This is a genomic window from Saccharothrix sp. NRRL B-16348 (assembly GCF_001280085.1).
Classification (GTDB): Bacteria; Actinomycetota; Actinomycetes; order Mycobacteriales; family Pseudonocardiaceae; genus Actinosynnema.
In genome coordinates, this window is record NZ_LGED01000158.1 from 77,226 (window position 1) to 102,675 (window position 25,450).

A 25,450-nucleotide genomic window follows, 5' to 3' on the forward strand; every position below is an offset into this window, starting at 1 on the left:
GCAGATTGTATACAGTATTGAGTAGCCTACTACCTTGTATGCATTCCTGAACACCCCTCAGGCGGGCGGCACCCATGCGCATCCCCTGGACCGAGGCGAGGCAGGCGGCCCGCCAGGCGGGCAAGCCGCTTGACGTGGTGGAACTGCCGTTGACACAGGCGTCGGGCGCGGTGCTGGCGGCGCCGTTGCGGGCGCTGGCGGCCGTGCCGTCGTTCGACAACTCGGCGATGGACGGTTACGCCGTGGCCGGGCGTGGACCGTGGATCGTGGTCGGCCGGGTGCGCGCGGGCGGCGTGGCGGGTTCCCTGGACGACGGTCAGGCGGTCGAGATCGCGACCGGCGCGCCCGTGCCGTGCGGTGCGGACGCCGTGCTGCCGGTGGAGCACGCCGAAGTCGCCGGCGCACTGGTGCTGGGCGACGTGGTGCCCGGTCGGCACATCCGGCGGGTCGGCGAGAGCTGCCCCGCCGGTGAACTGCTGCTGCCGACGGGCGCAGTGGTGACGCCCGCCGTGCTCGGGCTGGCGGCGAGCGTCGGCCACGACACCCTTGCCGTGCACCGACGCCCCCGTGTCGCGGCCGTGATGACGGGAGACGAGGTGGTGACCGCCGGCGTGCCCGGCCCGGGACGGGTGCGCGACGCGATCGGGCCCATGCTGCCGGGGTTGGTGCGCGCGGCGGGCGGCGAGCACCTGGGGACCACGCACCTCACCGACTACCCCGGCGCGCTGATCGAGGCGTTGTGGGAGATCGACGCGGACGTGATCGTGGTTGGCGGCGCGACGTCAGTCGGACCGGCCGATCACCTGCACGAGGCGTTGCGGGTGCTGCGCGCGGACGTGCGGGTGGACGGTGTGGCGTGCCGTCCGGGTCATCCGCAGGTGTTGGCCGTGCTGCCGGACGGGCGGTGCGTGGTCGGGCTGCCCGGCAACCCGTTCGCCGCGCTGGCCGCCGGCGTCACGTTGCTGGCGCCGCTGCTGGAGGCGTTGTCGGGGCGTGAGGTCGGGCCGCCGTGGACGGTCAGGTTGCCGGCGGCGCGGGCGCACGCGCACGACACGCGGCTGGTGCCGGTGGTGGTGTCCGGGCCGGTCGGCGTGCCGGTGGGGCACGACCAGCCGGGGACGTTGTGGGGCGCGGCGTTGGCGGACGGGCTCGCGGTGGTGCCGCCGGGTTTTCGGGACGGCGTGGTGGAAGTCGTGCCTGTCCACAGCAAGACGATAAGCGTATGGTGAATACGGTATACAGTCTGCGAGCGACAGTGGAGGCCCCATGACCGTGGTGGAACGGGTGCTCGCCGTGATCGAGGCGCACCGCGGCGACCGGGGCGCGCTGCTCCCGGTCCTGCACGGCATCCAGGCCGAGTTCGGCTACGTCGACCAGTCGGTGATCCCGCTGGTGGCCAAGGAGCTGAACCTGTCGCGTGCCGACGTGCACGGCGTCGTCACCTTCTACAGCGACTTCCGCAGCGAGCCCGCCGGCCGCGTCACCGTGCAGCTGTGCCGCGCGGAGGCGTGCCAGTCGGTCGGGGCGGAGCGCTTGGTCGCACACGCAGAGGTGACGTACGGCGTGAAGGTGGGCCAGACCAGCGAGGACGGCGCGGTCACTCTCGGCCAGGTGTTCTGCCTCGGCAACTGCGCCCTCGGACCCGCCGCCCAGGTCAACGGGCGGCTGCACGGACGGCTCGACCCGGCCCGGCTCGACGGGCTGGTCGACGCGGAGATGGAGATGCGATGACCACCACCGTGTACGTCCCGCGCGACGCCGCCGCGCTCTCGGTCGGCGCGGACGCGGTCGCCGCCGCGATCACCCGGGAAGCCGCGCTCGCGGGTCGGGCCGTCCGGGTCGTGCGCAACGGCTCGCGCGGCATGCTGTGGCTGGAGACGCTGGTCGAGGTGGTCACCGACGCCGGCCGGATCGGCTACGGGCCGGTGACCGCCGACGCCGTGCCCGCGTTGGTCGCGGCCGGGATGCTGGACGGCGCGCACCACGAGCTGCGGGTCGGCGTGGTCGAGGAGCTGCCGTGGTTCCGGGCGCAGCACCGGCTGTGCTTCGCGCGCGTCGGCGTCACCGACCCGTTGTCGCCCGAGGACTACCTCGCGCACGGTGGGATGACCGGTCTGCGGCGGGCGTTGGAGATCGGACCGGCGGCCACGGTCGCCGAGGTGACCGACTCCGGGTTGCGCGGACGCGGCGGCGCGGGGTTCCCGGCGGGCATCAAGTGGAAGACCGTCGCGGACACGCCCGGCGAGCTGAAGTTCGTGTGCTGCAACGCCGACGAGGGCGACAGCGGCACGTTCGCCGACCGGATGCTCATCGAGGGCGACCCGTTCTGCCTGATCGAGGGAATGGCCATCGCGGCCTTCGCGGTCGGCGCCACCGAGGGCTACATCTACATACGGTCGGAGTACCCCGAAGCGGTGCGGACGTTCCGCCGGGCGATCGACATCGCCTACGCGCAGGGGTGGCTCGGGGACGACGTGCTCGGGTCCGGGCTGAGGTTCGACCTGATGGTGCGGGTCGGCGCGGGCGCGTACATCTGCGGCGAGGAGACCTCCATGCTGGAGAGCCTGGAGGGCAAGCGGGGCGTGGTGCGGGCGAAACCGCCGATCCCCGCGATCACCGGCCTGTTCGGCAAGCCGACCGTGGTGAACAACGTGCTGACGCTGGCGTCCGTGCCCGCCGTGCTCGCCGACGGCGGCGCGTCCTACCAGGCGTTGGGCGTGCAGCGGTCGCGTGGCACGCAGGTGTTCCAGCTCGCGGGGAACATCGCGCGCGGCGGCGTGTTCGAGACGGCGTTCGGCATCTCGCTGCGTGACCTGGTCGAGGTGCACGGCGGCGGCACGCTGTCGGGTCGGCCGGTGCGCGCGGTGCAGGTGGGCGGGCCGCTCGGGGCGTACCTACCGGTGTCCGGGCTGGACCTGGCGATGGACTACGAGGCGTTCGCCGAGGCGGGCGCGATGCTCGGCCACGGCGGGATCGTGGTGTTCGACGACACCGTGGACATGGCGTCGATGGCGCGGTTCGCGTTCTCGTTCTGCGCGGAGGAGTCCTGCGGCAAGTGCACGCCGTGCCGGGTCGGCGCGGTGCGCGGGGTCGAGGTGATCGACCGGATCGTCGGCGGCGAGGACGTCGACGACAACCTGGCCCTGCTCGGCGACCTCTGCGAGCTGATGACCGACGGGTCGTTGTGCGCGATGGGCGGCCTCACGCCCAACCCGGTGCGGAGCGCGCTCCAGCACTTCGCCGACGACTTCACCCCAAGGAGGGTCACGCCGTGACGATCTTGAAGGAACCGGACTTCGGCACACCGGCCTCGACGTCCTCGACCTCGGTGACGGTGGAGGTCGACGGCATCCCGGTGACCGTGCCGGCGGGCACGTCCGTCATGCGCGCGGCCGCGACCAGCGGCATCGACATCCCCAAGCTGTGCGCGACGGACAGCCTGGAGGCGTTCGGGTCGTGCCGGCTGTGCCTGGTGGAGATCGACGGCAGGCGCGGCACGCCCGCGTCCTGCACCACGCCCGTCGCCGACGGGATGAGGGTTCGCACACAGACGCCGAAGCTGGAGAAGCTGCGGCAGGGCGTGATGGAGCTCTACATCTCCGACCACCCGCTGGACTGCCTGACCTGCTCGGCCAACGGCGACTGCGAGCTGCAGGACATGTCGGGCGCGGTCGGGTTGCGGCAGGTGCGGTACGGGTACGAGGGCGAGAACCACCTGTCGTTGGAGAAGGACACCAGCAACCCATACTTCGACTTCGAGCCGTCCAAGTGCATCTCGTGCTCGCGGTGCGTGCGGGCGTGCGGCGAGGTGCAGGGCACGTTCGCGTTGACCATCCAGGGGCGCGGCTTCGAGTCGCAGGTGTCCGCGGCCGGCGTGCCGTTGATGGAGTCCGACTGCGTGTCGTGCGGCGCGTGCGTGCAGGCGTGCCCCACGGCGACGTTGCAGGAGAAGTCCGTGGTGCAGCTGGGGATGCCCAGCCGGACGGTGCTGACGACGTGCGCGTACTGCGGTGTCGGGTGCTCGTTCAAGGCCGAGCTGCGCGGTGACGAGCTCGTGCGGATGGTGCCGTACAAGGACGGTGGCGCGAACGAGGGTCACTCGTGCGTGAAGGGTCGGTTTGCGTTCGGCTACGCCACGCACCCGGACCGGGTGATGTCGCCGATGGTGCGGGAGAAGATCACCGATCCGTGGCGTGAGGTGTCGTGGGAGGAGGCGATCGGCTACACCGCGTCACGGATGCGGGAGATCCAGGCCGCGCACGGCGTCGGGGCGATCGGCGGCATCACGTCGTCGCGGTGCACCAACGAAGAGGTGTACGTGGTGCAGAAGCTCGTGCGGGCGGCGTTCGGGAACAACAACGTCGACACGTGCGCGCGGGTGTGCCACTCCCCCACCGGGTACGGGCTGAAGCAGACGTTCGGCGAGTCCGCGGGCACCCAGGACTTCCGGTCGGTGGCGGCGGCGGACGTGATCGTGGTGATCGGCGCCAACCCGACCGACGGGCACCCGGTGTTCGCGTCGCGGATGAAGCGGCGGCTGCGGGAGGGCGCTTCGCTGGTCGTGGTCGACCCGCGGCGGATCGACCTGGTGCGCTCGCCGCACGTCGAGGCCACCCACCACCTGCAGTTGCAGCCCGGCACGAACGTGGCCGTGGTGAACGCGTTCGCGCACGTCGTCGTGACCGAAGGGCTGGTGGACTCCGACTTCGTGGCGTCGCGCTGCGAGGGGTACGAGGAGTGGGCGGAGTTCATCGCGCGGCCGGAGAACAGCCCGGAGGTGGTCGAGTCGATCACGGGGGTGCCGGCCGCGGAGATCCGTGCGGCGGCGAGGCTGTACGCGACGGGCGGGAACGCCGCGATCTACTACGGGCTGGGCGTGACCGAGCACAGCCAGGGGTCGACCATGGTGATGGGCATGGCGAACCTGGCCATGGCCACCGGCAACGTCGGCCGTGACGGCGTCGGCGTGAACCCGTTGCGCGGGCAGAACAACGTGCAGGGGTCGTGCGACATGGGGTCGTTCCCGCACGAGCTGCCGGGCTACCGGCACGTGTCCGACGACGCGGTGCGCACGGTGTTCGAGCAGGTGTGGGGGCGCAGCATCCTGCCGACGCCCGGCCTGCGCATCCCGAACATGTTCGACTCGGCCATCGCCGGCACGTTCCGCGGGCTGTTCGTGCAGGGTGAGGACATCGCGCAGTCCGACCCGAACCTCGCGCACGTGACGGCGGCGTTGACCGCGATGGACCTGGTCGTGGTGCAGGACCTGTTCCTGAACGAGACGTCGAAGTTCGCGCACGTGTTCCTGCCCGGCACGTCGTTCCTGGAGAAGGACGGCACGTTCACCAACGCCGAGCGCCGGATCAACCGGGTGCGGCCGGTGATGGCGCCGAAGACCGGCAAGCACGAGTGGCAGATCGTGTGCGAGCTGGCGGCGGCGCTGGGCTACGACATGCCCTACACGCACCCGCGCGAGATCATGGACGAGATCGCGGCGCTGACGCCGACGTTCGCCGGGGTGTCGTTCGCCGCGCTCGACCGGCTGGGCAGCATCCAGTGGCCGTGCGACGAGGACGCGCCGGCCGGCACGCCGACCATGCACGTGGACTCGTTCACCCGCGGCAAGGGCAGGTTCGTGCCGACGTCGTTCGTGCCGACGAGCGAGCGCACGACCCGCAAGTTCCCGTTGATCCTGACGACGGGGCGGATCCTGAGCCAGTACAACGTGGGCGCGCAGACCAGGCGGACGGCGAACATCGCCTGGCACCCGGAGGACGTGCTGGAGATCCACCCGCACGACGCCGAGGTGCGCGGGATCGGCGACGGCGACTCGGTCACGCTGGCGAGCCGGGTCGGCGCGACGTCCCTGCACGCGGTCATCTCCGACCGCATGCCGGTGGGTGTCGTGTACACGACGTTCCACCACCCCGTGACCGGGGCGAACGTGGTGACCACGGAGAACTCCGACTGGGCGACCAACTGCCCGGAGTACAAGGTCACCGCGGTCCAGGTCGCCCTCCGCGCCGACGCCGCCGAGGCCGCGGCGGTCCCGGGCACGCGTGAACGGGCGGTCGTCGACTGATGAGCGGCACGACCCCACCCACCGTCCGCCTGGCGAACGAGATAGCCCGCCAGTTCGCCCACCAACCCCCGTCCTCCGCCGCGACCGCCATCGCCGGCCACATCGAGCGCTTCTGGGACCCCCGGATGCGCACCGACCTGCAACACCACGTCGCCACCGCCCCAGAGTCCCTGGACCCGGTGGCGCTGGCGGCGGCCAAGCTGGTCGGCTCCTGACCGCTGCGGCTCAGGACTGCCGTGGCTCAGGACTGCCGTGGCTGCCCGCTGCTCGGGGTGACCGGCCCACCTGTCCGCCGGTCACCCCGCCGGCAGCCCGGCTTGGTGTGTGCCCGTGACCGCTCCGGCCGCCGACGTCATGGCGTTGCCAGTGCCTCCGTCGGCGAGAGGCGGCTGGCTCGGACCGCCGGGTACAGGCCGGCGACGGCGCCGATGACGGCGGTGGCGGCTATGCCGCCCAGTGTTGCCCAGGCCGGCACCAGGGAAGGCCAGCCCTGGTAGGTGGCGTAGGCCGTGGTGACCAGGACGCCCAGGACCGCGCCCGCCGCGCCGCCCAGGGCGGAGAGGAGGAGTGATTCGGTCAGGAACTGGGTGCGGATCTGGGACCTGGTGGCGCCCAGCGATCTTCGGAGGCCTATCTCGGCTCGGCGTTCCAGGACCGAGATGACCATGGTGTTGGCCACGCCGACGCCACCGACCAGCAGGGCGACCGCGCCCAGGCCGAGGAGCAGGGCGTTGAGGGTTTCGTCGGTCGCCTGTTTGGCCGCCAGGGCGTCCGACGGTCGGGACACCTCCACTTCGTCCGGGTGTTCGGGGTTGGCGGTGGCGGCCAGGTTCGCTTGGACGCTGTGCACGGCGTCCTCGCGGGATCTGGCGTACACCGTGGTCGGGTAGCCGTCGAAGCCCAGGTGCTGCTGGGCCACCGGCCAGCCGATCAGGGCCGCGGTGTCGAGTTCGGGCGCGAGGGGTGTTGGGTGCAGGACGCCCACCACGGTGAACCACTCGCCGCCCAGGTGGACGGGTTCGTTCGGGGCGGCCACGCCGAGGCGTTCGGCGGCCTTGTCGCCGAGGACCACGGCCGGGTAGCGGGCGGTGGCGTCGTTGAGGAAGACGCCTTTGGCGACCGACGCGCCGACGGTGTCCAGGAGGTCGGTCCTGGCGGCCAGGACGGCGATGCCGCCGGATTGGGTCTCGGGGATGTGGTCGTTGCGGTAGACGTGGGCGTCGACCACCTTCCCGGTCGCGGTGGTGGAGGTGACCGGCGCCATCCGGCCGATCATGCCCACCGACTCGGCGGGCAGGTGGGTCTGCTCGCCGAACAGGGTCTGGCCGGGGCCGACGGTCAGCAGGTTGGTGCCCAGCGCGGCGAGGCGGCGGTTGAGGTCCTCGCGGCTGGAGGTCGAGATGCCGACCACCGAGATCATCGCCGCGATGCCGATCGCGATGCCCAACGCGGACAGCACCACCCGGGTCGGCCTGGCACGCAGGCCCGCGCCGCCCACGCGCAGCACGTCGGCCGGTGAGAGGCGGGCCGGTCGCAGGTCAGGCATCGCGCACCACCCGGCCGTCGCGCACGTCCACCCGGCGCGGGAGGGTCGCGGCCACTTCCTGGTCGTGCGTGATGACGAGGACCGTGGTGCCCGCGTCGTTGAGGGAGCGCAGCAGCCGGAGGACGGCCTCGCCCGACTTCGAGTCGAGGTTGCCGGTGGGTTCGTCGGCGAGCAGCAGCGCGGGCCGCCCGACCACGGCACGGGCGATCGCCACGCGTTGCCGCTCGCCGCCGGACAGCTCGTGCGGGCGGTGGGTGAGCCGGTGGCCGAGGCCGACGGTCTCCAGTGCCTCCACGGCGCGTCGGCGGCGTTGCTTCAGCCCCACGCCGGTGTAGAGCAGGCCGTCGGCGACATTGTCCACTGTGGACACACCGGCGGTCAGGTGGAACTGCTGGAACACGAACCCGATCACGCTCGCCCGCAGCGCGGACAGGGCCCGGTCCGACAGGTCGCGGACGGCGTGGCCGTCGATGCGCACCTCGCCGTGCGTCGGCCGGTCGAGGGTGCCGATGAGGTTGAGCATCGTCGACTTGCCGGACCCGGACGGGCCGACGATGCCCACCAACTCGCCACGCCCGACGGTGAGCGACACGTCCCGCAAGGCGACCACCCCCTGGTACTCGCGACCGACATCACGCAACTCCACGACCGGCGTCATCGCGGCACCCCCACTTCCACGCCCTCGGCGATGCCCTCGCCGGCGACCTCGACCTGACCGGCGGCGAACAGGCCCGTCTCGACGGGCACGTGCCGTGTCGCGCCGTTCTCGACCACTTGCACGCCGTACTTGCCTTCGCCTAGGGACACCAGGGCGCCTACCGGCACGGTCAGCACGCCTTCCTTGCGCTCCGAGACGAGCAGGACGTCCACCGGTGCCGAGTCGAGGCGGCCCAGCGCACCCTGGTCGGCGACCGAGACCACGACGTCGATCGTGGTGGTGGGAGTCGAGCCCGCTTGGGTCGGGCTGCTGGTGGCGACGGTGCCCACCGACGCCACCGTGCCCTGGACCGACTTGCCGTCCGGCAGGCCGACGGTCGCCGCCACGCCCTCGGCCACCAGGTGCTGCTTGCCGACGTCGAGCGGCACGACCACCACCCGGGTGGTACCGGTGTAGGTGAGGACGGGGCCGGTGGCGCGGCTGCCCGGCTGGGCCTTCAGCTCGGCCACCCGCACTTCGCCGCCGGCGACCACGACGTCCGTCGCCTGCACCGCTCCCGTCTCCGGCACGCCCAGCGCCTGCTGCCACGCGCGTACCGCCGTCGCCGTGCCGGCGGTGTAGGACTCGTCCACGGTGAACCCTCCGTAACCGAGTGCGAGCAGGTTCTCCTCCAGTTGGCGGACGTCGCCGCCGGTGGCGCCGGGTGCCAGCGACCGGTAGGCCGGTGTCGCGCCGAACAGCAGGGGGACGGGCCGGTCGTCCACCTCGTACACCGCCTGACCGCGTCCGATGACGGCGCCGGGCGCGGGCAACCAGGTGACGGTGCCCTGCGCGCCGACGGGCACGGGCGTGGCCGTGCCGTGGGTCAACGTGCCGGTGACCCGTTCGGTGCGGGTCAACGTCGTCGCCGACACCTTCGCCGTGGCCGGTGGCAGGTTCGCCGCGCTCGCGGGCACCGGATCCGCACCACCGAGCCCGACCGCCGCGACACCGCCCGCCCCCAACACCACCAGCGCCCCCGCTACCCACGCGAGCCGCGCACGTCTGCTCATCGCTCCGACTCCTCCGACTCGGTCCAACGCACGACTCCGGCCGACCGGAACGCCGAGCCCACGCCGTCGACCCGACCCAGACCACTCAACTCGCTCTCGCTCTCGCTCCGATCCCAGCCGGCTACGCCTCCGGCCTCGTCCACGCCCGGCGCGCCTGCTCGCCTGTTCGCCGGCCCGATTCCGGCACCCGCCGCCACGACGTCTCCAACTCTCGCCACGATCGGCGCTCCCGCTTTCCCCATGGATTTCGCACGTTTGCTCATCTGCCCAGCTCCGAATGCTCGTAACGGCACGTGCCAGGACCGACCTGAACGCCGGAGGCGCGGTCGATCTGGCCCGGACCGGTCCGCGTGCTCCCATTCCGGCACCTGTTCACGCGGCCCATCGCGCCGGCTCGCGCCCGGTCCCCGCGCCATCCACGCAGGCTTGCTCGTCCGCACGGCTCGGGCAGCTCGTCCCGGCACACATGCGGCACCGGCCACGTCCGCATCGCCCAGACGCGCTGCCGCGACGCCTCCTGCCCTTGCCCCGATCAGTGCTCCCACTCCTTGGACGAGCCGCATACGCACGTTCATCGGCCGATCCTCGGAGGCTCGTACCGGCACACGCCGAACACCAGGAGGTCGCGGTCGACCGGACCACACGGCCCATCGCGCCGGCTCGCGCCCGGTCCCCGCAGGCTTGCTCGTCCTCACAGCTCGGGCAGCTCGTCCCGGCACACGCGCGGCACCGACCAGGTCTGCATCGCCCAACCCCGCTGCCGCGATGTCTCCGGCCCGGAGCGCGATCAGTGCGCCCGCTCCTCCGACGAACCGCACGCGCCCGTTCATCGGCCCAGCCTCGGAGGCTCGTGCCGGCACACGCACAACACCAGGCGGTCGCGATCGACCCGAACCACGCGGCCCGGCACGATACGGCCCGGCGCCGGCATGGCCCGCGCACCCGCGCGCCCGTTCATCGGCCCAGCCTCGGAGGCACGATCCTGCACACGCACAACACCAGGCGGTCGCGGTCGGCTCGGACCGCACGGCCCGGCGGCCTTCCGATCCCCGTCCGCGCGACCCGCCCCGACGCCGCCCGGCGTGGGTAGGACCGAGGTGCCCGCGCGCCTGTTCATCGGCCCAGCTCCGGCAGCTTGTCGCGGCACACGTCCAAGGCAGAGCGGAATGCTGGGGTGTTGCGGTCGAGTTGGCCCAGGCCGGTCAGCTTGCCGCCGTTCGGGTCCGGGTCCGGGACGTCGATGCCGTTGTCCCGCATGCACTGCGCGAACACCCTCAGCTGGTCCAGCTTCGCCGGGTCCAGCTTGGACAGATCGCCACCGCCAGGCAGGAACTCGCGGCACGCGTCCGTGGCACGTTCGAAGTCCGGATCGGTGCGGTCGACTTTGCCGAATCCGCCCGGCTTGCCCCCCGGCTCCGGGTCCGGCACGTCCACGCCGTTGTCGCGCATGCACTTCGCGAACTCCCGCGACCGCTCCTCCTGGCTCATCGCCACGCTCGACGACGACGGCGCCGCCACCTCCGCCCCGCCCGAGCCGCACGCGGTCAGTGCCAGTGCCAGCGCCGCCAGCACGATGCTGCTTCGCATGTCCCCTCCTTCGTCGGTGGGGACAGTCGACCAGGGGCGCTATAACCAGCGCGTTACCAAATCTGGTTATGCGGAAGTTATGGCCCCCAGAGCACCATGGACCCATGCGCATCCTCGTGGTCGAAGACGAAACGACGCTGGCGGCGGCCATCGCCGAGTGGCTGCGTCGCGAGGCGTTCGCCGTCGACGTGGTCCACGACGGCGACTCCGCGCTGGAACACCTCTCGGTCAACGCCTACGACGTGCTCGTCCTCGACCGCGACATACCGCGCGTGCACGGCGACGAGGTGTGCCGCCGGGTCGCCGACTCGGGCGCCGAGACCCGGATCCTGATGCTCACGGCCGCCGCCGCGGTGCGGGACCGGGTGGCCGGGCTGGCCCTCGGCGCGGACGACTACCTGCCCAAGCCGTTCGCCTTCGTGGAGCTGTCCGCCCGGGTGCACGCGCTGCTGCGCAGAGTCAGACCGCCGAACCCTCCGGTGCTCGAACGGGCGGGGTTGCGGGTCGACCCGGCCCGTCGCCAAGTCACCCGGGCGGGTGAGTTCATTCCGTTGGCCAACAAGGAGTTCGCGCTGCTGACCGAGCTGGTCCGGGCGGAAGGCGCCGTCGTGACGTCCGAGCACCTGCTGGAGAAGGTGTGGGACGAGCACATCGACCCGTTCACCAACACGGTGCGGGTCACCATGGTGAAGCTGCGGCGCAAGCTGGGTGAGCCGCCGCTGATCGAGACCGTGCCCGGTGTGGGATACCGGATCCCGTGATCGGCCGGTGGAGCATCCGCGGCCGGTTGACCGCGCTCTACGGCGGGCTGTTCCTGCTCGCCGGCGCCGCCCTGCTCGCGGTCACCTACCTGCTGGTGTGGCAGAGCCTCAACGGTCGGTTGCAGCCGTTCACCGACGTGGCGAGCCTGCGGGAGTTGCGCGAGGCGTCCTCCGACGAGGTGATCGAGGCCATCCGCACCGCCCAGGTCCGCTACCGCGACGAGGTGCTGCAGTCGCTGCTGACCCGAGGAGGCCTCGCATTGCTGTGCGTGGCCGGGATCGCGGTGGCGTTCGGGTGGCTGCTGGCGCGCAGCGCGTTGCAGCCGGTGCACCGCATCACCGAGGCCGCCCGCCGGATCGCCGCCGGCCACGGCCTGCACGAGCGGATCGCGCCGACCGGGCCGCGTGACGAGGTCGCCGAACTGGCTGAAACGTTCAACGCGATGCTGGAACGGCTGGACCGCGCGTTCGACGGCCAACGCCGGTTCGTCGCCGACGCGTCGCACGAGATGCGCACCCCGCTCGCCGTCAAACGGGCGCTGATCGAGGTGTCGATCACCCGACCGGGCGCCTCGGCGGACGCCAAGCAGCTGGGCGCGGAGCTGCTGAAGGTGAACGCCCGCCACGAACGACTCATCGACGGTCTGCTCACGTTGGCCGACAGCGAGAACGAGCTCACCGAGCGCACGCTCACCTCGGTCTCCGACATCGCCGAGCACGTCCTGTGGCAGTCCAGCGCCGTCGCCGAACGGGCCGGCGTCGTCCTGCACCACGAGATGGCGCCGTGCGAGGTCGTCGGCGACCCGGTCCTGCTGGAGCGCCTGGTGCGCAACCTGGTGGACAACGCGATCAGGCACAACCACCGGAACGGGTGGGTCGACGTGAACGCCGGACCGGACTTCCTGATGGTGGCGAACACCGGCCCGAGAATCGAGCCGTACGAGGTGGAAGGGCTGTTCCGGCCGTTCCGCAGGCTCGACCGGGACGAGACCTCGACGGGCGATCGGGGCCTGGGTCTGGGGCTCTCGATCGTCCGTGCCATCGCCGCCGCCCACGGTGCGACGGTGACCGCGACACCGGGGGCGGACGGCGGGTTGGCGGTTACCGTCAGGTTTGCCGGAGAGCCGTGAGGAACGCCCGGAATGGACGCTCCCCAAAGGTCAATCTGGGTCCTGGTCGTTTGCTGTCCCTGACGCTGGTCGTGCTCCGTCCCACGGCCAGCTCGACGCAGTTGTTCCCCGCGCCGGAGTAAGTGCTCTTGCGCCACGCCTTGTCGTTGTTCATGTGTCCTTCAGTGCGGTTGCCAGTTTTCTGATCAGCGAAGCCGACTCCTTGGGCGACAGGGCGACCTCGCTCACGATTTCCTCGAAGTGCAACAGGTACTTCTGCACGTCGGCGCGATTGTCCACCCACTTGCCACCACCCGCGTACTCCAGGTACACGGCGGAAGGATCACTGTCCTCGAAGCGGAGAGCGGTCGCGCCACCGCCAGACATGGTTCCGTGGGCACCGGCGCCGAACGAAACCACTTGGATGGTGATGTTGTCCTGCTTCCCCTTCTCGAGCAAATGCGACAACTGCTCGCGCATGACCGCGGGGCCGCCGACGATCCGGTGCAGGGCCGCCTCGTCGATCACCGCGTGCAGCCTTAACCCGGGCAGCCGGCGTTGCCGGTTCGCCAGTGCCGCGGCCACCTGTTCCACGGACACCGACGAGTCCATGAACCGCTGTCCCGCGAGCCTGATCGCCGCCGCGTACGCGGGCGTCTGGAGCAGTCCCGGGATGACGATCATCTCGATGGTGCGCACCTCCGTGGCATCGGCCTCCTGCCGGGCATAGGTCCGCGCCTCCGGGGTGAAGGCCGCGGCGTACACCAGGCGGGTGCCATCCTGTTTCGCGTCCTCCCACAACGCTTCCGCCTCGCGCCGCTCGGCATCGGTCGCCCCGTAGAGCCCGAGCAGCGCGCCCAGTTCGGTCCAACTCGGACTGATGTAACCGTTCTCCATCCGCGACAGCGTCGACTGCGTCTTCCGCGTCAGGGCGTGGTAGTCGATCTCGGTCTTGCCCGCCCGCTTGCGCAAGGCGTTGAGGAACTGCCCCAGCTTGCGCTTGCGTCGGGTTTGGACGGCTGCCATGCGGATCGCTCCTCGCTGAAAAGAACTGCGAACACCCTAGTGCTGTTCCGCAGCCCGCTCGCTTTCACTCGATCGAGGTCTAAAAGGTGCATATACGCCCTTGCTCGTCACCCGCCGTGGTGGCGGCCCCGACGCCGGCGGGCACGCCGCAGGGCGTGCCCGACCAACTGGACGGGTGATCAGCGCGGACTAAAGTCTGGCCACATGTACATCTCGCAGGTCCGGCTGCGGAACGTCAAGGGGTTCCACGGCGCCCGCGAAGTGGATCTCAAGCTCACCGCGCCCGGCTGGACGGTGATCGCGGGCCGCAACGGGTCCGGCAAGACCTCGTTGCTCAGGGCGATCGCGCTGGCCGTGAGCGGTCCGGCGGTGGCCCGCAACCTGGTGCCCGACTTCGAGAACTGGGTCACCGCGGGCCAGCGGGAGGGCGTCGTCCAGGTCCAGTTCACCCACGACCGGCGGGTGGAGCGGTTCGGCAAGGGCCGCCCGCCGGAGGGCAGGCTGTGGGCCGGCCTCGGCTGGACGATGCCGGACGACGAGAGCCGCCCCACCCACCGCGGCCTGCAGCCGTCGCTGAAGGAGAAGCTGGAGGGCAGCAAGACCGCCGCCCTCCGCGGACCGTGGCAGGACAACCCGACCGGGTGGTTCTGCGCGGCCTACGGCCCGTTCCGGCGGCTCGTCGGCGGCGCGGGCGAGGCGCAGCGGCTGATGCTCAGCCACGGCCCGGTGTCACGGCTGGCGAGCCTCTTCCACGAAGACGCGTCGCTGGCCGAGGGCGTCGGTTGGCTGATCGAGCAGCACCTGAGGTCCCTGGAGCGCAGGCCGGGAGCCGAGGAGCTGAAGACGGTCGCGCTCGGCGTGCTGTCGGACGGCCTGCTGCCCGACGACTACCGGATCGAGGGCGTCGACTCCGACGGCCTGTGGGTGGTCAGCGGCGGGCACCGGTTCCCGCTGCGGGAGATGAGCGACGGCTACCGGACCGTCGCCGCGCTGGTGGTGGACCTGATCAAGCAGATCCACGGTTCGTACGGCGACCTGAAGACCACGCCCACCGCGCACGGCCTCGCCCTGACCGCGCCCGGCGTGGTCATCATCGACGAGGTGGACGCGCACCTGCACGTGTCGTGGCAGAAGCGGATCGGCGGCTGGCTCAAGGAGCACTTCCCGAACATCCAGTTCATCGTCACCACGCACAGCCCGTACCTGTGCCAGGCCGCCGACCCGGGCGGGCTGATCAGGCTGCCCGGGCCGGACCAGCAGGAGCCGCCGCGGGTGGTCGACCAGGGCCTCTACGAGCGGATCGTCTACGGCAGCGGCGACGACGCGGTGCTCTCGGAGCTGTTCGGCCTCGACACGCCCTACTCCGAACGCGCGCAGCAGCTGCGGGCCGAGCTGGTGGAGCTGGAGGTGGCGGTGATCGGCGGCACGGCCGGCGCCCGCGCGGTGCGCCGCTACGAGGAGCTGCGTGCGCTGCTGACCAGCTCGCCGGTGGCGCGCACGCGCGAGGTGTCCGCGCGGCTGGAACGCGACGAGACGTGATCCGGCTCGTCCGGCCCGCGCTGCCCGCCGAGCTGGCCGACCGGCTGCCCGTGCTGACCGCGGAGATCGGGAACGCCGCGCACCCCACCCACACGGCCCGTGCGCTGTGGAAGCGCGCTGTGGTGCGGCGGAACGTGCTCGCGCCGTTGCGACGGCGGCTGGAGGACATGGCGCCGGGCTACCAGCGGTGCATGTACTGCGGTGACAGCCAGGGCACGGACATCGACCACTTCGAGCCGCTGTCGCTGAACCCGCTGCGCACGTTCGACTGGCTCAACCACCTGCTGGCCTGCTCGACGTGCAACAGCAACCTCAAGCGGGACCGGTTCCCGGTGGCGGACGACGGCACGCCGCTGCTGGTCGACCCCACCACCGAGGACCCGTTCGACCACTTGCTGCTCACGCTGTCACTGGGCGTGTACGTACCGCGCACGGAGAAAGGCAAGGCCACCATAGATGTTTGCGGGCTCAACCGTCCGGTCCTGACTCAGGGGCGGGTGCACGCGAAGCGGGTGGTCCTGATGTGCCTGTCGCGGTGGACGGCCGGGCGGGCGCTGGACGCGGCGGACGAGATGCGCGAGGCCGTGCTGACCGTGCGGGGGCAGCCGTTCGCCGACGTGTGCCAGGCGATGCTGCGGCTGGCCCTGTCACCAGGCGCGGAGCGGGTGTTCGAGGAGGCGCCGTGGGCGTTGGCCGTGCTGCGGGACGACGAGCTGCGGGCGCAGCTGCTCGCGTGACCGGCGGTCCGGGTCGCACCGTCCACACAGCTCACCGCCGCGCACGATTTGGGCGCGGTCCGCGAAATCCACCTGAAATTGTCGGACCCCGGGTCCATCATGGCCCGCATGGCAGACGCAATCGTGGCCGAAGGACTGGTCAAGCGCTACGGGTCGGTGGTCGCTCTCGACGGCCTCGACCTCGTGGTGCCGGAAGGGACCGTCATGGGCCTGCTCGGGCCCAACGGCGCGGGCAAGACCACGACCGTGCGCGTGCTCACCACGCTGCTGGAGCACGACGAGGGCAAGGCGACCGTCACCGGCCTGGACGTCGTCGCCGACGCCAAGGAGCTGCGCCGCCGGATCGGGCTGTCCGGCCAGTACGCGGCCGTCGACGAGAACCTGACCGGGTTCGAGAACCTGGACATGGTCGGCAGGCTCTACCACCTGGGCAAGCAGAACAGCCGGGCGCGGGCGCGCGAGCTGCTGGAGCGGTTCGACCTGGTGGAGGCGGCCGACCGGCCGGTGAAGGGCTACTCGGGCGGCATGCGCCGCCGGCTCGACCTGGCGGGCGCGCTGGTGGCCAAGCCGAGGGTGCTGTTCCTCGACGAGCCGACCACGGGCCTCGACCCGCGCAGCCGGCTCGGCATGTGGGACGTCATCTCGGAGCTCGTGGCGGGCGGCACCACGCTGCTGCTCACCACGCAGTACCTGGAGGAGGCCGACCGGCTCGCCGACAAGATCGCGGTCATCGACCACGGCCGGGTCATCGCCCTGGGCACCGCGGACGAGCTGAAGGCCCAGGTCGGCGGTGAACGGCTGGAGCTGACCGTCAGCTCGGCCCAGGACGCGGAGACGGCGAAGGCCGCGCTGACCCCGTTGGCGATCGCGGAGATCACGGTGGACGACCGCGGGCACCGGCTGACCGTGCCGGTGTCGGGTGGCGCCGACGTGCTGGTGGACGGTGTCCGGAGGTTGGACGCCGAGTCGGTCAAGGTGCTCGACATCGGCCTGCGCAGGCCGACGCTGGACGACGTGTTCCTGACGCTGACCGGACACGCAGCCAGCGGGACCGGCACCGAGGACAAGCAGGGGGAGCAGGCAGAATGAGCGCGTTCACGCAGGCGTTGGGCGACGGCGCGGTGGTCGCCAAGCGCAACCTCATCAAGATCAAGCGGGTCCCGGACCTGATCGTGTTCTCGACGTTGTCGCCGATCATGTTCGTGCTGTTGTTCGCGTACGTGTTCGGCGGCTCGATCGCCATCCCGGGCCTGGACTACCGCGAGTTCCTGATGGCCGGGATCTTCGCGCAGACCGTGGTGTTCGGCGCGACCATCACCGGCGCCGGGCTGGCCGAGGACATCCAGAAGGGCGTGATCGACCGGTTCCGGTCGCTGCCCATGGCGCGGTCGGCGGTGCTGATCGGGCGGACCACCAGCGACCTGGCGAACAACGTCATCGTCATCCTGGTGATGTCGGTGACCGGTCTGATCGTCGGCTGGCGGATCCACTCGTCGCCGCTGGAGGCGTTGGCCGGGTTCGCCCTGCTGCTGCTGTTCGCCTACGCGGTGTCGTGGGGCATGGCGATCGTCGGGCTGATGGTGCGCAGCCCGGAGGTGTTCAACAACGCCTCGTTCATCGCGATCTTCCCGTTGACGTTCATCGCGAACACGTTCGTGCAGGAGAGCAACCTGCCCGGGCCGCTGAAGACGTTCGCCGAGTGGAACCCGGTGTCGGCGGTGACGGCCGCGGCCCGTCAGCTGTTCGGCAACACCAACCCGGAGGCGCCCACGCCGAGCGCGTGGCCGTTGCAGCACCCGGTGGTGATGACGTTGATCTGGGTGGCCGTGTTCCTGCTGATCTTCGTGCCGCTGGCGATCCGCCAGTACCGCAAGGCGGTGTCCCGCTAGACGACGGACGCGAATGTGTCAAGGGGTTCAGGTTTCACGCCTGACCCCGAACGGGTAGTCCGGTGGCAGCCCAGCCAAGGGGAGATCCAGCCAGGGAGGCCGAGATGTCCACCGGCACCACCATCGGCGTGATCGTCGCCGCGCTGGTCGCACTGGCGGCGATCGCGCTGCTGCTCAAGGTTGCCTTGCAGCGCAAGAGGTTGCGCGCGAAGTTCGGGCCCGAGTACGAGCGGGTCGTCCAGCGCACCGACAGCAGGATGGCGGCGGAACGGGAGCTCGTGGCACGGGAGCACGAGCACGCCAAGCTGGAGCTGCGCCCGCTGAGCCCCGTCTCGCGGGAGAGCTACGCGCGGAACTGGACCCGCGTGCAGGAGCAGTTCGTCGACGCGCCGACGGCGGCGGTGGGCCAAGCGGACCGCTTGGTCACCGACCTGATGGCGGAACGCGGCTACCCCACCGAGGGGTACGAGAAGCAGGCGTCGATGCTGTCGGTCGACCACGCCCGCGCGCTCGACCACTACCGCGAGGCGCACGCGATCACCGAACGCCAGGACCGCGGCGAGGCGACGACCGAAGACCTCCGCGTCGCGATGGTGCACTACCGCAGCCTGTTCGAGGACCTGCTGGGCGAGCCCCGGGACGGGGAACGCCGGGAAGGAGCGCGGGGATGACCGGCCACCAGGACGCCACCGCCACCGCCGACACCACCGACGACACCACTGCTACCACCACCGAAGGCCCCGTGGACGCGGAGCTGGTCGAGCTGCACCCGGTCTCCACCACGGCGGGCGACGCGCCGCTGTTCGCCACCGAGGACGCGGAGAACTTCCAGGTCGAGTGGCGCGCGTTGCAGTCCGAGTTCGTGGACGACCCGCGTGAGGCCGTGCAGCGGGCGGACGAGCTGGTCACGCAGGTGATGCGGACGCTCACCGACACGTTCGCCGAGCACAAGCACGCCCTGGAGGAGCAGTGGCAGCAGGGCGAGCAGGCGCAGACCGAGGAGCTGCGGCAGGCCCTCAAGCGCTACCGCGCGTTCTTCGACCGACTGCTGTCCGTCTGACCTCGGCCGTGATCCACCGACCGACTTCCAGGGCGACCCAGGAGTGAGGACTCCCCGTTGTGCGTCTGGCGACCCAGGTGCACAACGGGTGTTTCCCGTCTTCGGGGCGGTCAGCCCGGCAGTTCCCGGATCTCCATCTCCAGCACGTCGATCTCGTCGCTGATCGCCTCGTCCAGCATCCGGTCGAGCAGCTCGGAGCAGTCCGACGACGTCCCGATGCCGAACCGGGGCACCTGCTCCCACCACACCGCCGGGTTGTTCCAGAACGAGCCGGAGCCCTGGTCGACGCCTTCGAGGCAACGCAGCCGCGAATCGTCGTCCGGCAGCCGGCGGACGTAGTCGATGAACCGGGCCAGCGCGTCCGGGTTGATCACCGGCACCGCGCCGTACCCGCGCAGGCAGTCCTCGAGCTCCGTCAGGAACTCCTCTTTGAACGTCACGGCGCCACCCCCGCTTCCCCCGCGACCGCGCGGGTGAGGAGGACTCACGTACCAGGGGCAACAACGGTACTCCCGCCGGGACGCGCAAAACTTGCTGCCAATGGGCGGTTTCCGGGCAAGATTCGCTAACGTTCCGCGCCCACCCGCGGCCACGGACTCCGGAATTCCACTGTTATGTCCTAAGTGGACCGACAGCGCACGGGCGGAACAGTTACCGTTACGTGACTTTCACTCCGCGCGCAGCCGCGCCACGAAGCTGAACCGGTCGCCCCGGTAGAGCGAGCGGACCCGCTCGATCGGCTCGCCAACGTTGTCATGGGACACGCGGTGCAGCAGCAGCATCGGCAGCGCCGGGTTCGTGCCGATGAGCAACGCCTCGCGCGGCGTCGCCAGCACCGTCTCCACCCGCTCCTCGGCCTCGGCGAACACCACGCCCAGCCGGTCGCTCAGGCACGCGTACAGCGACGTGGTCGGGTCCAGCACCTCCAGCAACGTCGGGAACCGCGCCGCGGACAGGTAGGTCGACTCCAGCCCGACCCGCTCACCGTCGGCCAGCAGCACGCGTTCCAGGTGGACGACCTGGTCGCCACGCCCGATCCGCAGGTCCCGCGCCAGCACGTCGTCCGCGGGCAGGTGCTCGACGGTGATCACGCTGCGCGCCGCGTCGACGCCCTGCCGCCGCATGCCCTCGGTGTAGCTGAGCAGCGACAGCGGCTGCACCAGCTTGGGCGGCGCGACGTAGGTGCCGCTGCCCTGGCGGCGTTGCAGCTTGCCTTCGAGCACCAGTTCCCCGACGGCCTGGCGCAGCGTCACCCGCGACACCGCGAACCGCTCGGCCAGCTCCCGCTCCGACGGCAGCGCCGTGCCCTCGCCGAGCGCGTCGACGAGCCACAGCAGCTCGGTCTTCACCGCGTAGTAGCGGGGGATGCGGCCGTGTTCGGGGATGCCGGCGCGGACCGGCCCGTCCGCGCGGTACTGGGGCACGTAATGCGAGGCATGCACACAGCCGAGCCTACGGGGCGGTCCGGGCCGGTCAGACCGCTAACGGGGTGGGTCGCAGATCACGGCGCGAGCGCGGGCGGCTCCGGGATGGCGTAACCGGAAGCACCCAGGTTGGTCTCCAACGACTTGCGCCATTCGCCGGTGTCGATCATCTTCCGAACGGCCGCGGCCACCTTGGCCTTGCTGGTCGGATCGCCCCGGCGCATGCCGATGCCGTACTCCTCCTTGCTGAACGGCCGGTTGACCACCCGCAGCAGCTCGGGGTTCTGCGCGGCGTACCCGGCGAGGATCACGTCGTCGGTCGTCATGGCGTCCACCTGCTCGGCCAGCAGCGCGGTGACGCAATCGCTGAAATTGGGATATTCCTTGAGTTCCACGGATTTCGCGAACTGGTCCTTCACGTACTGCGCCGATGTGGTGTTCGCCACCGAGCACAGCGTCAGGTTGCCGGAGTTGAGCGATTCCGGTCCGGTGATCCGCTCATCGGTCAACCGGACCAGCAGGTCCTGCCCGGCCACGAAGTACGGTCCTACGAAGTCGATGACCTCCTTGCGCTTGTCGGTGATCGAGTAACTGGACACGACGAGATCCGCGGCGCCCTCGGTGAGCAGCTTCTCGCGCTCCGACGGCGTCGCCTCGGTGAAGGTGATGCCGGATTCGTCGACCCCCAGTTCCTTCGCCACATAACGGGCCACGTCGACGTCGAAGCCGCGGAAAGTGCCGTCCAAACGGCGCAAACCGAGCCCCGGTTGGTCGTACGCCACGGCGATGGTCAGCTTGTCGGAGCTGTCCGCCTTGCCGGCGACGGTCGTGTCGTCACCGGTGGAGCACGACGCGAGGACAAGCGCGGCGGAACACGCCACCACAAGGGCGCGTAGCGGTGCCAGAGCCATTCTTCCCCTTTTCGGGAGCTTCCTCGGGTTGCCGGAAACCTAAGCGGCCCAACGGACTTGGTCCAGAGCCAGGAGGAAGATAGGGGAAACCTGATCGGTCAAGGGTGACGGTTGTGTATCGAGACAGTGACCGGGCTAACGCGTTCCGCCGAAAGAGCGCAGCCGCCTGGGACCGGTGTCATGCCGGGACGGCGGCGGGCCCAACGTCACCGTGGCGCTGCTGACGTACGCGCCGGCGGCGCTGGCCAGCACGGGCTCCAACGACAGCTCCCGCACCTCGGGCAGGTCCTCGGCGAGCGCGGCCAGCCGCAGCACCAGGTCCTGCAACGCGGCCAGGTCCGCGGGCTCGTCACCCTGGTACCCCGCCAGCAGCGGCGCGGCCTTGGGCGCGCGCACCAGCGCCGCCGCGTCCGCGTCCGTCAGCGGCACGGCGCGGTAGGCCCGGTCCCCCAGCAGGTCGCTGACCAGTCCCGACAGCCCGAACGACACCAGCGTGCCGAACGACGGGTCGTCCTGGAGGCCCAGCACGCACGAGATCCCCTTGGGCGCCATGCGTTGCACGTACACGTCCGGCCGGTCGGACATCTCGGCGAGCATCGCGTAGGCCGTGCGCACGGCCTCCTCGCCGGACAGGTCGAGCCGCACGCCGACCAGGTCGGTGCGGTGCCGCAGCCGGTCGTCGGTGGACTTCATCGCCACCGGGTAGCCCAGCTCCCCCGCCGCGCGCACCGCGTCGTCCGCCGACGTGACGACCCGGAACGGCACGACCTCCACCCCGTAGCACGCGAGCAGCCGCACGGTCGTGTCGTCGTCGAGCCGCCGTTCGCCGTCCAGATCCCGAGACGCCACGACGGCGTGCGCGGCGTCGGAGTCGATGCCCTCAGGCCGGACGAACGTGCCCTGCGGCGCGGACCGCCACCGCGCGTACCGCGTCACACGCGCCAACGCGAGCACAGCGCGCTCCGGGCTCGGATAAGACGGCACGGAACCCCGTCCGGGCGCGCCACCGGGTCCGGGCACCGCCAGCTCGGCCGGCACGCCCTCCACCGCCAGGAACGTCGACGCGATCGGCTTGGTCCGCCCGCCCTGCTCCACGACCTCGCGCAACGCGCGGGCGAACGACGTGCCGGGCACCGCCAGCGGCGGCACGAACACGACCACCAGCGCGTCCGCGTCCGGGTTCTCCAACGCCTCCTTGACCGCCGCGGCGAACACCTCGGGACCGGCCTGCGCGCCCACGTCCACCGGCTCGCCCGCCAGCTCCAGGCCCTGTGCCAGCGCGGTGTCCGCGGCCAGCAGGCCGATCGCGGTCGAGTTGCCGACCACCGCGACGCGCGGCCCGGCGGGCAACGGCTGGTGCGCCAGCAGCAACGCGGTGTCGAACAGCTGCGCCAGCGACTCCACCCGGATCACGCCGGCCTGCTCGAACAACGCCTGCACGCTCGACTCGTCCACCGGCACCGAGGTCGCCGCCAACGCGGGCGTCACCGCGTGCCGGCCCGACTTCACCGCGACGATCGGCTTGCTGCGGCCGAGCCGGCGGGCCAGCCGGGCGAACTTGCGCGGGTTGCCGAACGACTCCAGGTACAGCAGCACCACGTCGGTGGCCGGGTCGGTCTCCCAGTACTGGAGCAGGTCGTTGCCGGAGACGTCCGAGCGGTTGCCCGCGGAGACGAACGTGGACAGGCCGAGGCCGCGTTCGGCGGCGGTGGCCAGGATCGCGGTGCCCAGCGCGCCGGACTGGCAGAAGAAGCCGGTGCGGCCGCGGGCGGGCAGCTTCGGCGCGAGCGTGGCGTTGAGGCGCACGCCCCCGTCGGTGTTCAGCACGCCCAGCGCGTTCGGGCCGACCACCCGCATGCCGTGCGCGCGTGCCTCGGCGGCGAGCCTGCGTTCCGCGCTCAACCCGCCCGGCCCGGTCTCGCCGAACCCGGACGTGACCACGACCAGCGCTTTCACGCCCTTGGCCAGGCAGGCGTCCATCACCTCGTCGACGCCCGCCGCGGGCACCGCGACGACGGCGAGGTCCACGTCGTCCGGGATCTCCAGCACCGACGGGTAGGCCCGCACCCCGCGCACGGACCGGTGCTCGGCGTTCACCGGGTAGACCGGTCCGGCGAAGTCGGCGGCGAGCAGGTGCGTCAGCACCGCGTGACCGATCTTGGTCTGGTCGGTGGACGCGCCGATCACCGCGATCGACTTCGGGTGCAGCAGGTTGTGCACGCTGCGCGCCTCGGCGGCCTGCTCGCGGGCGCGCGCCACCTCCACCGACTCCTCGGTCGGGTCGATGTCGAACTCCAGGTGCACCACGCCCTCCTCGAACGCGCGGCTCACGCCGTAGCCCGCGTCCCGGAAGATCCGCACCATCTGCCCGTTCTCCGCCAGCACCTCGGCGGTGAACCGGCTCAGCCCGCGTTCCCGCGCGGCGGCGGCGAGGTGTTCGAGCAGGATCGAGCCGAGGCCGCGGCCCTGGTGCGTGTCCTCGACCACGAACGCGACCTCGGCGCTGCCGGTGCCGTTGAGCCGGTCGTAGCGGCCGACGGCCACGATGTCGTCGCCGAGCAGCGCGGTGAACGCGACCCGGTCGGCGTGGTCGACGGTGCTGAAGCGTTCGAGGTCGCGCTTGGGCATCCGCGGGTAGGGGCCGAAGTAGCGGTAGTAGCGGGTCCGCTCGGACAGCCTGCCGTGGAACGCGAGCAGCTTCTCGGCGTCGTCGGGCGTGATCGGGCGCAGGTGGACCGTGCCGCCGTCGCTGAGCACGACGTCGGCCTCCCAGTGCCTCGGGTAGTCGAACGGGTCCACGGCGGTCAGTCCCTCGGGTCGTCGGGGTCCAGGCCGTGCAGCGGGAACACCGCGCGCCGGGTCTCCATCACCGCCAGGTCGACCGGGGTGTCGAGCTGGCCGCCCCACTGCTCGAACGCGGTGTCGGAGCCGTCGGTCATGGACGACGGCAGCGGCCAGTTCGGCGCCAGGGTCGAGGCGTGGGCGACCCAGTCGGCGGGCAGCGGGGTGTTCGGGTCGACGTCCCGGTCCAGCACGGTGGCCAGCAGGTGCGTCCAACTGCGCGGCACGACCCGCAGCAGCTCGTACCCGCCGCCGCCCAGCGCCAGCCACCGTCCGTTCGCGGTCCGCTCGGCCAGCTCGCGCAGGCGGCGGTAGATCGCGCGGTGGCCGTCCACGGTGAGCGCGAGGTCGGCCAGGGGGTCCTCGCGGTGCGTGTCCACGCCGCACTGGGTGACCAGGAGCTGCGGCCCGAACGCGGTCAGCAGGGACGGGACGGTGGCCTCGAACGCGCGCAGCCACGCCTGGTCGCCGCTGCCGGGCGGCAGGGCCAGGTTCACGCTCGTGCCCTCCGCGCCCTCGCCACCCACCTCCGCGGGCCGTCCCGTGCCGGGCCAGAGGCTCAGCGGGTTCTGGTGGATCGAGACGGTGAGCACGCGCGGGTCGTCGTAGAAGGCGGCCTGCACGCCGTCGCCGTGGTGCACGTCGGTGTCGATGTAGGCGATCCGGTCGAAGCCGTTGTCGAGCAGCCACGAGATGGCCACGGCGCAGTCGTTGTAGACGCAGAACCCGGCCGCGTGGTCGCGCATGGCGTGGTGCAGCCCGCCCGCGATGTTCACCGCCCGGTCCGCCTCACCCGAGGCGATCCGCCGTGCGGCGGCCAGCGAACCGCCCACGACCAGCGCGGACGCCTCGTGCATGCGGGCGAACACCGGGTTGTCCGCGGTGCCGAGGCCGTGGCCGACGTCCCAGCCCGCCATCGGCGCGGCCTGGACGGCGTTGAGGTAGGACGGCTCGTGCACGCGTTCGATCTCGGTGTCCGTCGCCGGGTCGGGCGCGATGAGCCCCACGCCGTCCAGCACGCCGAGCGCGCTCGCCAGCCGTACGGTCAGGTCCAGCCGGACGGGGTTGAGCGGGTGGTCCCCGCCCAGGTCGTAGCCGAGGAAGGACTCGTCCCAGACAACGGCGGCTTCCTTACCCATGTCGGCAACCTAACCCACGCGACGCGCGGTGGCGTGATCACAGGTTGGTCGCCCCCGACGTGCGGACGCCCGGGGTGGACTTAGAGTCT

The 25,450-nt window shown here is 71.3% G+C and carries 24 protein-coding genes; 13 read left to right on the plus strand and 11 right to left on the minus strand.

Going from position 1 to position 25,450, the window contains the following annotated elements; genetic code table 11:
* Window positions 1–74 precede the first annotated feature (74 nt).
* From ADK67_RS15960 to ADK67_RS15980, 5 genes are read left to right on the plus strand one after another with little or no spacing between them, the layout of a single operon-like run.
* On the plus strand, window positions 75–1,229 hold the full coding sequence (locus tag ADK67_RS15960; protein WP_053717216.1) for a molybdopterin molybdotransferase MoeA: 1,155 nt from the start codon (window positions 75–77) through the stop codon (window positions 1,227–1,229).
* A gap of 37 nt (window positions 1,230–1,266) precedes the next feature.
* Window positions 1,267–1,731 carry a formate dehydrogenase subunit gamma gene (locus ADK67_RS15965; RefSeq protein ID WP_053717217.1) on the plus strand — a complete coding sequence of 155 codons (465 nt, stop codon included), beginning with the start codon at window positions 1,267–1,269 and terminating at the stop codon, window positions 1,729–1,731.
* Complete coding sequence (locus ADK67_RS15970) at window positions 1,728–3,275, plus strand: formate dehydrogenase beta subunit (protein WP_053717218.1); 1,548 nt, start codon at window positions 1,728–1,730, stop codon at window positions 3,273–3,275. Before ADK67_RS15965 ends, ADK67_RS15970 begins: the two co-directional genes overlap by 4 nt.
* Window positions 3,272–6,082, plus strand: a complete 2,811-nt coding sequence (gene fdhF / locus ADK67_RS15975; protein WP_053717219.1) for a formate dehydrogenase subunit alpha — start codon at window positions 3,272–3,274, stop codon at window positions 6,080–6,082. The genes ADK67_RS15970 and fdhF overlap by 4 nt, the downstream gene beginning before the upstream one ends.
* Window positions 6,082–6,297 (plus strand): formate dehydrogenase subunit delta, encoded by a 216-nt coding sequence (locus ADK67_RS15980; RefSeq protein WP_053717220.1) that lies wholly within the window; start codon window positions 6,082–6,084, stop codon window positions 6,295–6,297. The genes fdhF and ADK67_RS15980 overlap by 1 nt, the downstream gene beginning before the upstream one ends.
* Before the next feature lie 137 nt (window positions 6,298–6,434).
* Here ADK67_RS15980 and ADK67_RS15985 read toward each other — a convergent pair whose 3' ends face one another.
* From ADK67_RS15985 to ADK67_RS16000, 4 genes are all read right to left on the minus strand, one after another.
* Window positions 6,435–7,628 carry an ABC transporter permease gene (locus ADK67_RS15985; RefSeq protein WP_053717221.1) on the minus strand — a complete coding sequence of 398 codons (1,194 nt, stop codon included), beginning with the start codon at window positions 7,626–7,628 and terminating at the stop codon, window positions 6,435–6,437.
* Entirely contained in the window at window positions 7,621–8,286 is a 666-nt protein-coding gene (locus ADK67_RS15990; protein WP_053717222.1) for an ABC transporter ATP-binding protein, read from the minus strand. The genes ADK67_RS15985 and ADK67_RS15990 overlap by 8 nt, the downstream gene beginning before the upstream one ends.
* Window positions 8,283–9,338 (minus strand): peptidoglycan-binding domain-containing protein, encoded by a 1,056-nt coding sequence (locus ADK67_RS15995; protein ID WP_053717223.1) that lies wholly within the window; start codon window positions 9,336–9,338, stop codon window positions 8,283–8,285. Before ADK67_RS15995 ends, ADK67_RS15990 begins: the two co-directional genes overlap by 4 nt.
* A 1,113-nt stretch (window positions 9,339–10,451) precedes the next feature.
* Complete coding sequence (locus ADK67_RS16000; RefSeq protein ID WP_053717224.1) at window positions 10,452–10,925, minus strand: hypothetical protein; 474 nt, start codon at window positions 10,923–10,925, stop codon at window positions 10,452–10,454.
* 104 nt (window positions 10,926–11,029) lie between these two features.
* Between ADK67_RS16000 and ADK67_RS16005 the strand changes: the two genes are divergently transcribed.
* Both ADK67_RS16005 and ADK67_RS16010 read left to right on the plus strand, forming a co-directional pair.
* The gene (locus tag ADK67_RS16005; protein ID WP_157620436.1) at window positions 11,030–11,686 is read left to right on the plus strand and encodes a response regulator transcription factor; all 657 of its coding nucleotides are present in this window, start codon (window positions 11,030–11,032) and stop codon (window positions 11,684–11,686) included.
* Window positions 11,683–12,816 carry a sensor histidine kinase gene (locus ADK67_RS16010; RefSeq protein ID WP_082403511.1) on the plus strand — a complete coding sequence of 378 codons (1,134 nt, stop codon included), beginning with the start codon at window positions 11,683–11,685 and terminating at the stop codon, window positions 12,814–12,816. Before ADK67_RS16005 ends, ADK67_RS16010 begins: the two co-directional genes overlap by 4 nt.
* On the opposite strand, the gene ADK67_RS49015 is transcribed toward ADK67_RS16010, so the two are convergent.
* Window positions 12,794–12,970, minus strand: coding sequence for a DUF397 domain-containing protein (locus ADK67_RS49015; RefSeq protein WP_073895202.1), 177 nt, complete (start codon window positions 12,968–12,970; stop codon window positions 12,794–12,796). The genes ADK67_RS16010 and ADK67_RS49015 overlap by 23 nt on opposite strands.
* Window positions 12,967–13,821 carry a helix-turn-helix domain-containing protein gene (locus tag ADK67_RS16015; protein WP_053717225.1) on the minus strand — a complete coding sequence of 285 codons (855 nt, stop codon included), beginning with the start codon at window positions 13,819–13,821 and terminating at the stop codon, window positions 12,967–12,969. Before ADK67_RS16015 ends, ADK67_RS49015 begins: the two co-directional genes overlap by 4 nt.
* 204 nt (window positions 13,822–14,025) lie before the next feature.
* Between ADK67_RS16015 and ADK67_RS16020 the strand changes: the two genes are divergently transcribed.
* The 6 genes from ADK67_RS16020 (at window position 14,026) to ADK67_RS16045 (ending at window position 19,046) form a co-directional block, all read left to right on the plus strand.
* Window positions 14,026–15,360, plus strand: a complete 1,335-nt coding sequence (locus tag ADK67_RS16020; protein WP_053717226.1) for an AAA family ATPase — start codon at window positions 14,026–14,028, stop codon at window positions 15,358–15,360.
* Window positions 15,357–16,097 (plus strand): HNH endonuclease, encoded by a 741-nt coding sequence (locus tag ADK67_RS16025; protein WP_053717227.1) that lies wholly within the window; start codon window positions 15,357–15,359, stop codon window positions 16,095–16,097. The genes ADK67_RS16020 and ADK67_RS16025 overlap by 4 nt, the downstream gene beginning before the upstream one ends.
* A gap of 108 nt (window positions 16,098–16,205) precedes the next feature.
* Window positions 16,206–17,186, plus strand: coding sequence for an ATP-binding cassette domain-containing protein (locus ADK67_RS16030; protein ID WP_053717228.1), 981 nt, complete (start codon window positions 16,206–16,208; stop codon window positions 17,184–17,186).
* Window positions 17,183–17,986 carry an ABC transporter permease gene (locus tag ADK67_RS16035; protein ID WP_053717229.1) on the plus strand — a complete coding sequence of 268 codons (804 nt, stop codon included), beginning with the start codon at window positions 17,183–17,185 and terminating at the stop codon, window positions 17,984–17,986. Before ADK67_RS16030 ends, ADK67_RS16035 begins: the two co-directional genes overlap by 4 nt.
* Before the next feature lie 104 nt (window positions 17,987–18,090).
* The gene (locus tag ADK67_RS16040) at window positions 18,091–18,657 is read left to right on the plus strand and encodes a hypothetical protein (protein ID WP_053717230.1); all 567 of its coding nucleotides are present in this window, start codon (window positions 18,091–18,093) and stop codon (window positions 18,655–18,657) included.
* Window positions 18,654–19,046, plus strand: coding sequence for a hypothetical protein (locus tag ADK67_RS16045; protein WP_053717231.1), 393 nt, complete (start codon window positions 18,654–18,656; stop codon window positions 19,044–19,046). The genes ADK67_RS16040 and ADK67_RS16045 overlap by 4 nt, the downstream gene beginning before the upstream one ends.
* A gap of 110 nt (window positions 19,047–19,156) precedes the next feature.
* Here the strand turns inward: ADK67_RS16045 and ADK67_RS16050 are convergent, their stop codons facing one another.
* From ADK67_RS16050 to ADK67_RS16070, 5 genes are all read right to left on the minus strand, one after another.
* Window positions 19,157–19,486 carry a hypothetical protein gene (locus ADK67_RS16050; RefSeq protein ID WP_053717232.1) on the minus strand — a complete coding sequence of 110 codons (330 nt, stop codon included), beginning with the start codon at window positions 19,484–19,486 and terminating at the stop codon, window positions 19,157–19,159.
* Window positions 19,487–19,714: 228 nt separating this feature from the next.
* Window positions 19,715–20,488, minus strand: coding sequence for a GntR family transcriptional regulator (locus ADK67_RS16055; protein ID WP_053717233.1), 774 nt, complete (start codon window positions 20,486–20,488; stop codon window positions 19,715–19,717).
* 59 nt (window positions 20,489–20,547) lie between these two features.
* On the minus strand, window positions 20,548–21,381 hold the full coding sequence (locus tag ADK67_RS16060) for a glutamate ABC transporter substrate-binding protein (protein WP_053717234.1): 834 nt from the start codon (window positions 21,379–21,381) through the stop codon (window positions 20,548–20,550).
* A gap of 135 nt (window positions 21,382–21,516) precedes the next feature.
* Complete coding sequence (locus ADK67_RS16065) at window positions 21,517–24,180, minus strand: bifunctional acetate--CoA ligase family protein/GNAT family N-acetyltransferase (RefSeq protein ID WP_082403512.1); 2,664 nt, start codon at window positions 24,178–24,180, stop codon at window positions 21,517–21,519.
* A 5-nt stretch (window positions 24,181–24,185) separates the two neighbouring features.
* The gene (locus ADK67_RS16070) at window positions 24,186–25,361 is read right to left on the minus strand and encodes an acetoin utilization protein AcuC (RefSeq protein ID WP_053717235.1); all 1,176 of its coding nucleotides are present in this window, start codon (window positions 25,359–25,361) and stop codon (window positions 24,186–24,188) included.
* Window positions 25,362–25,450 lie beyond the last annotated feature (89 nt).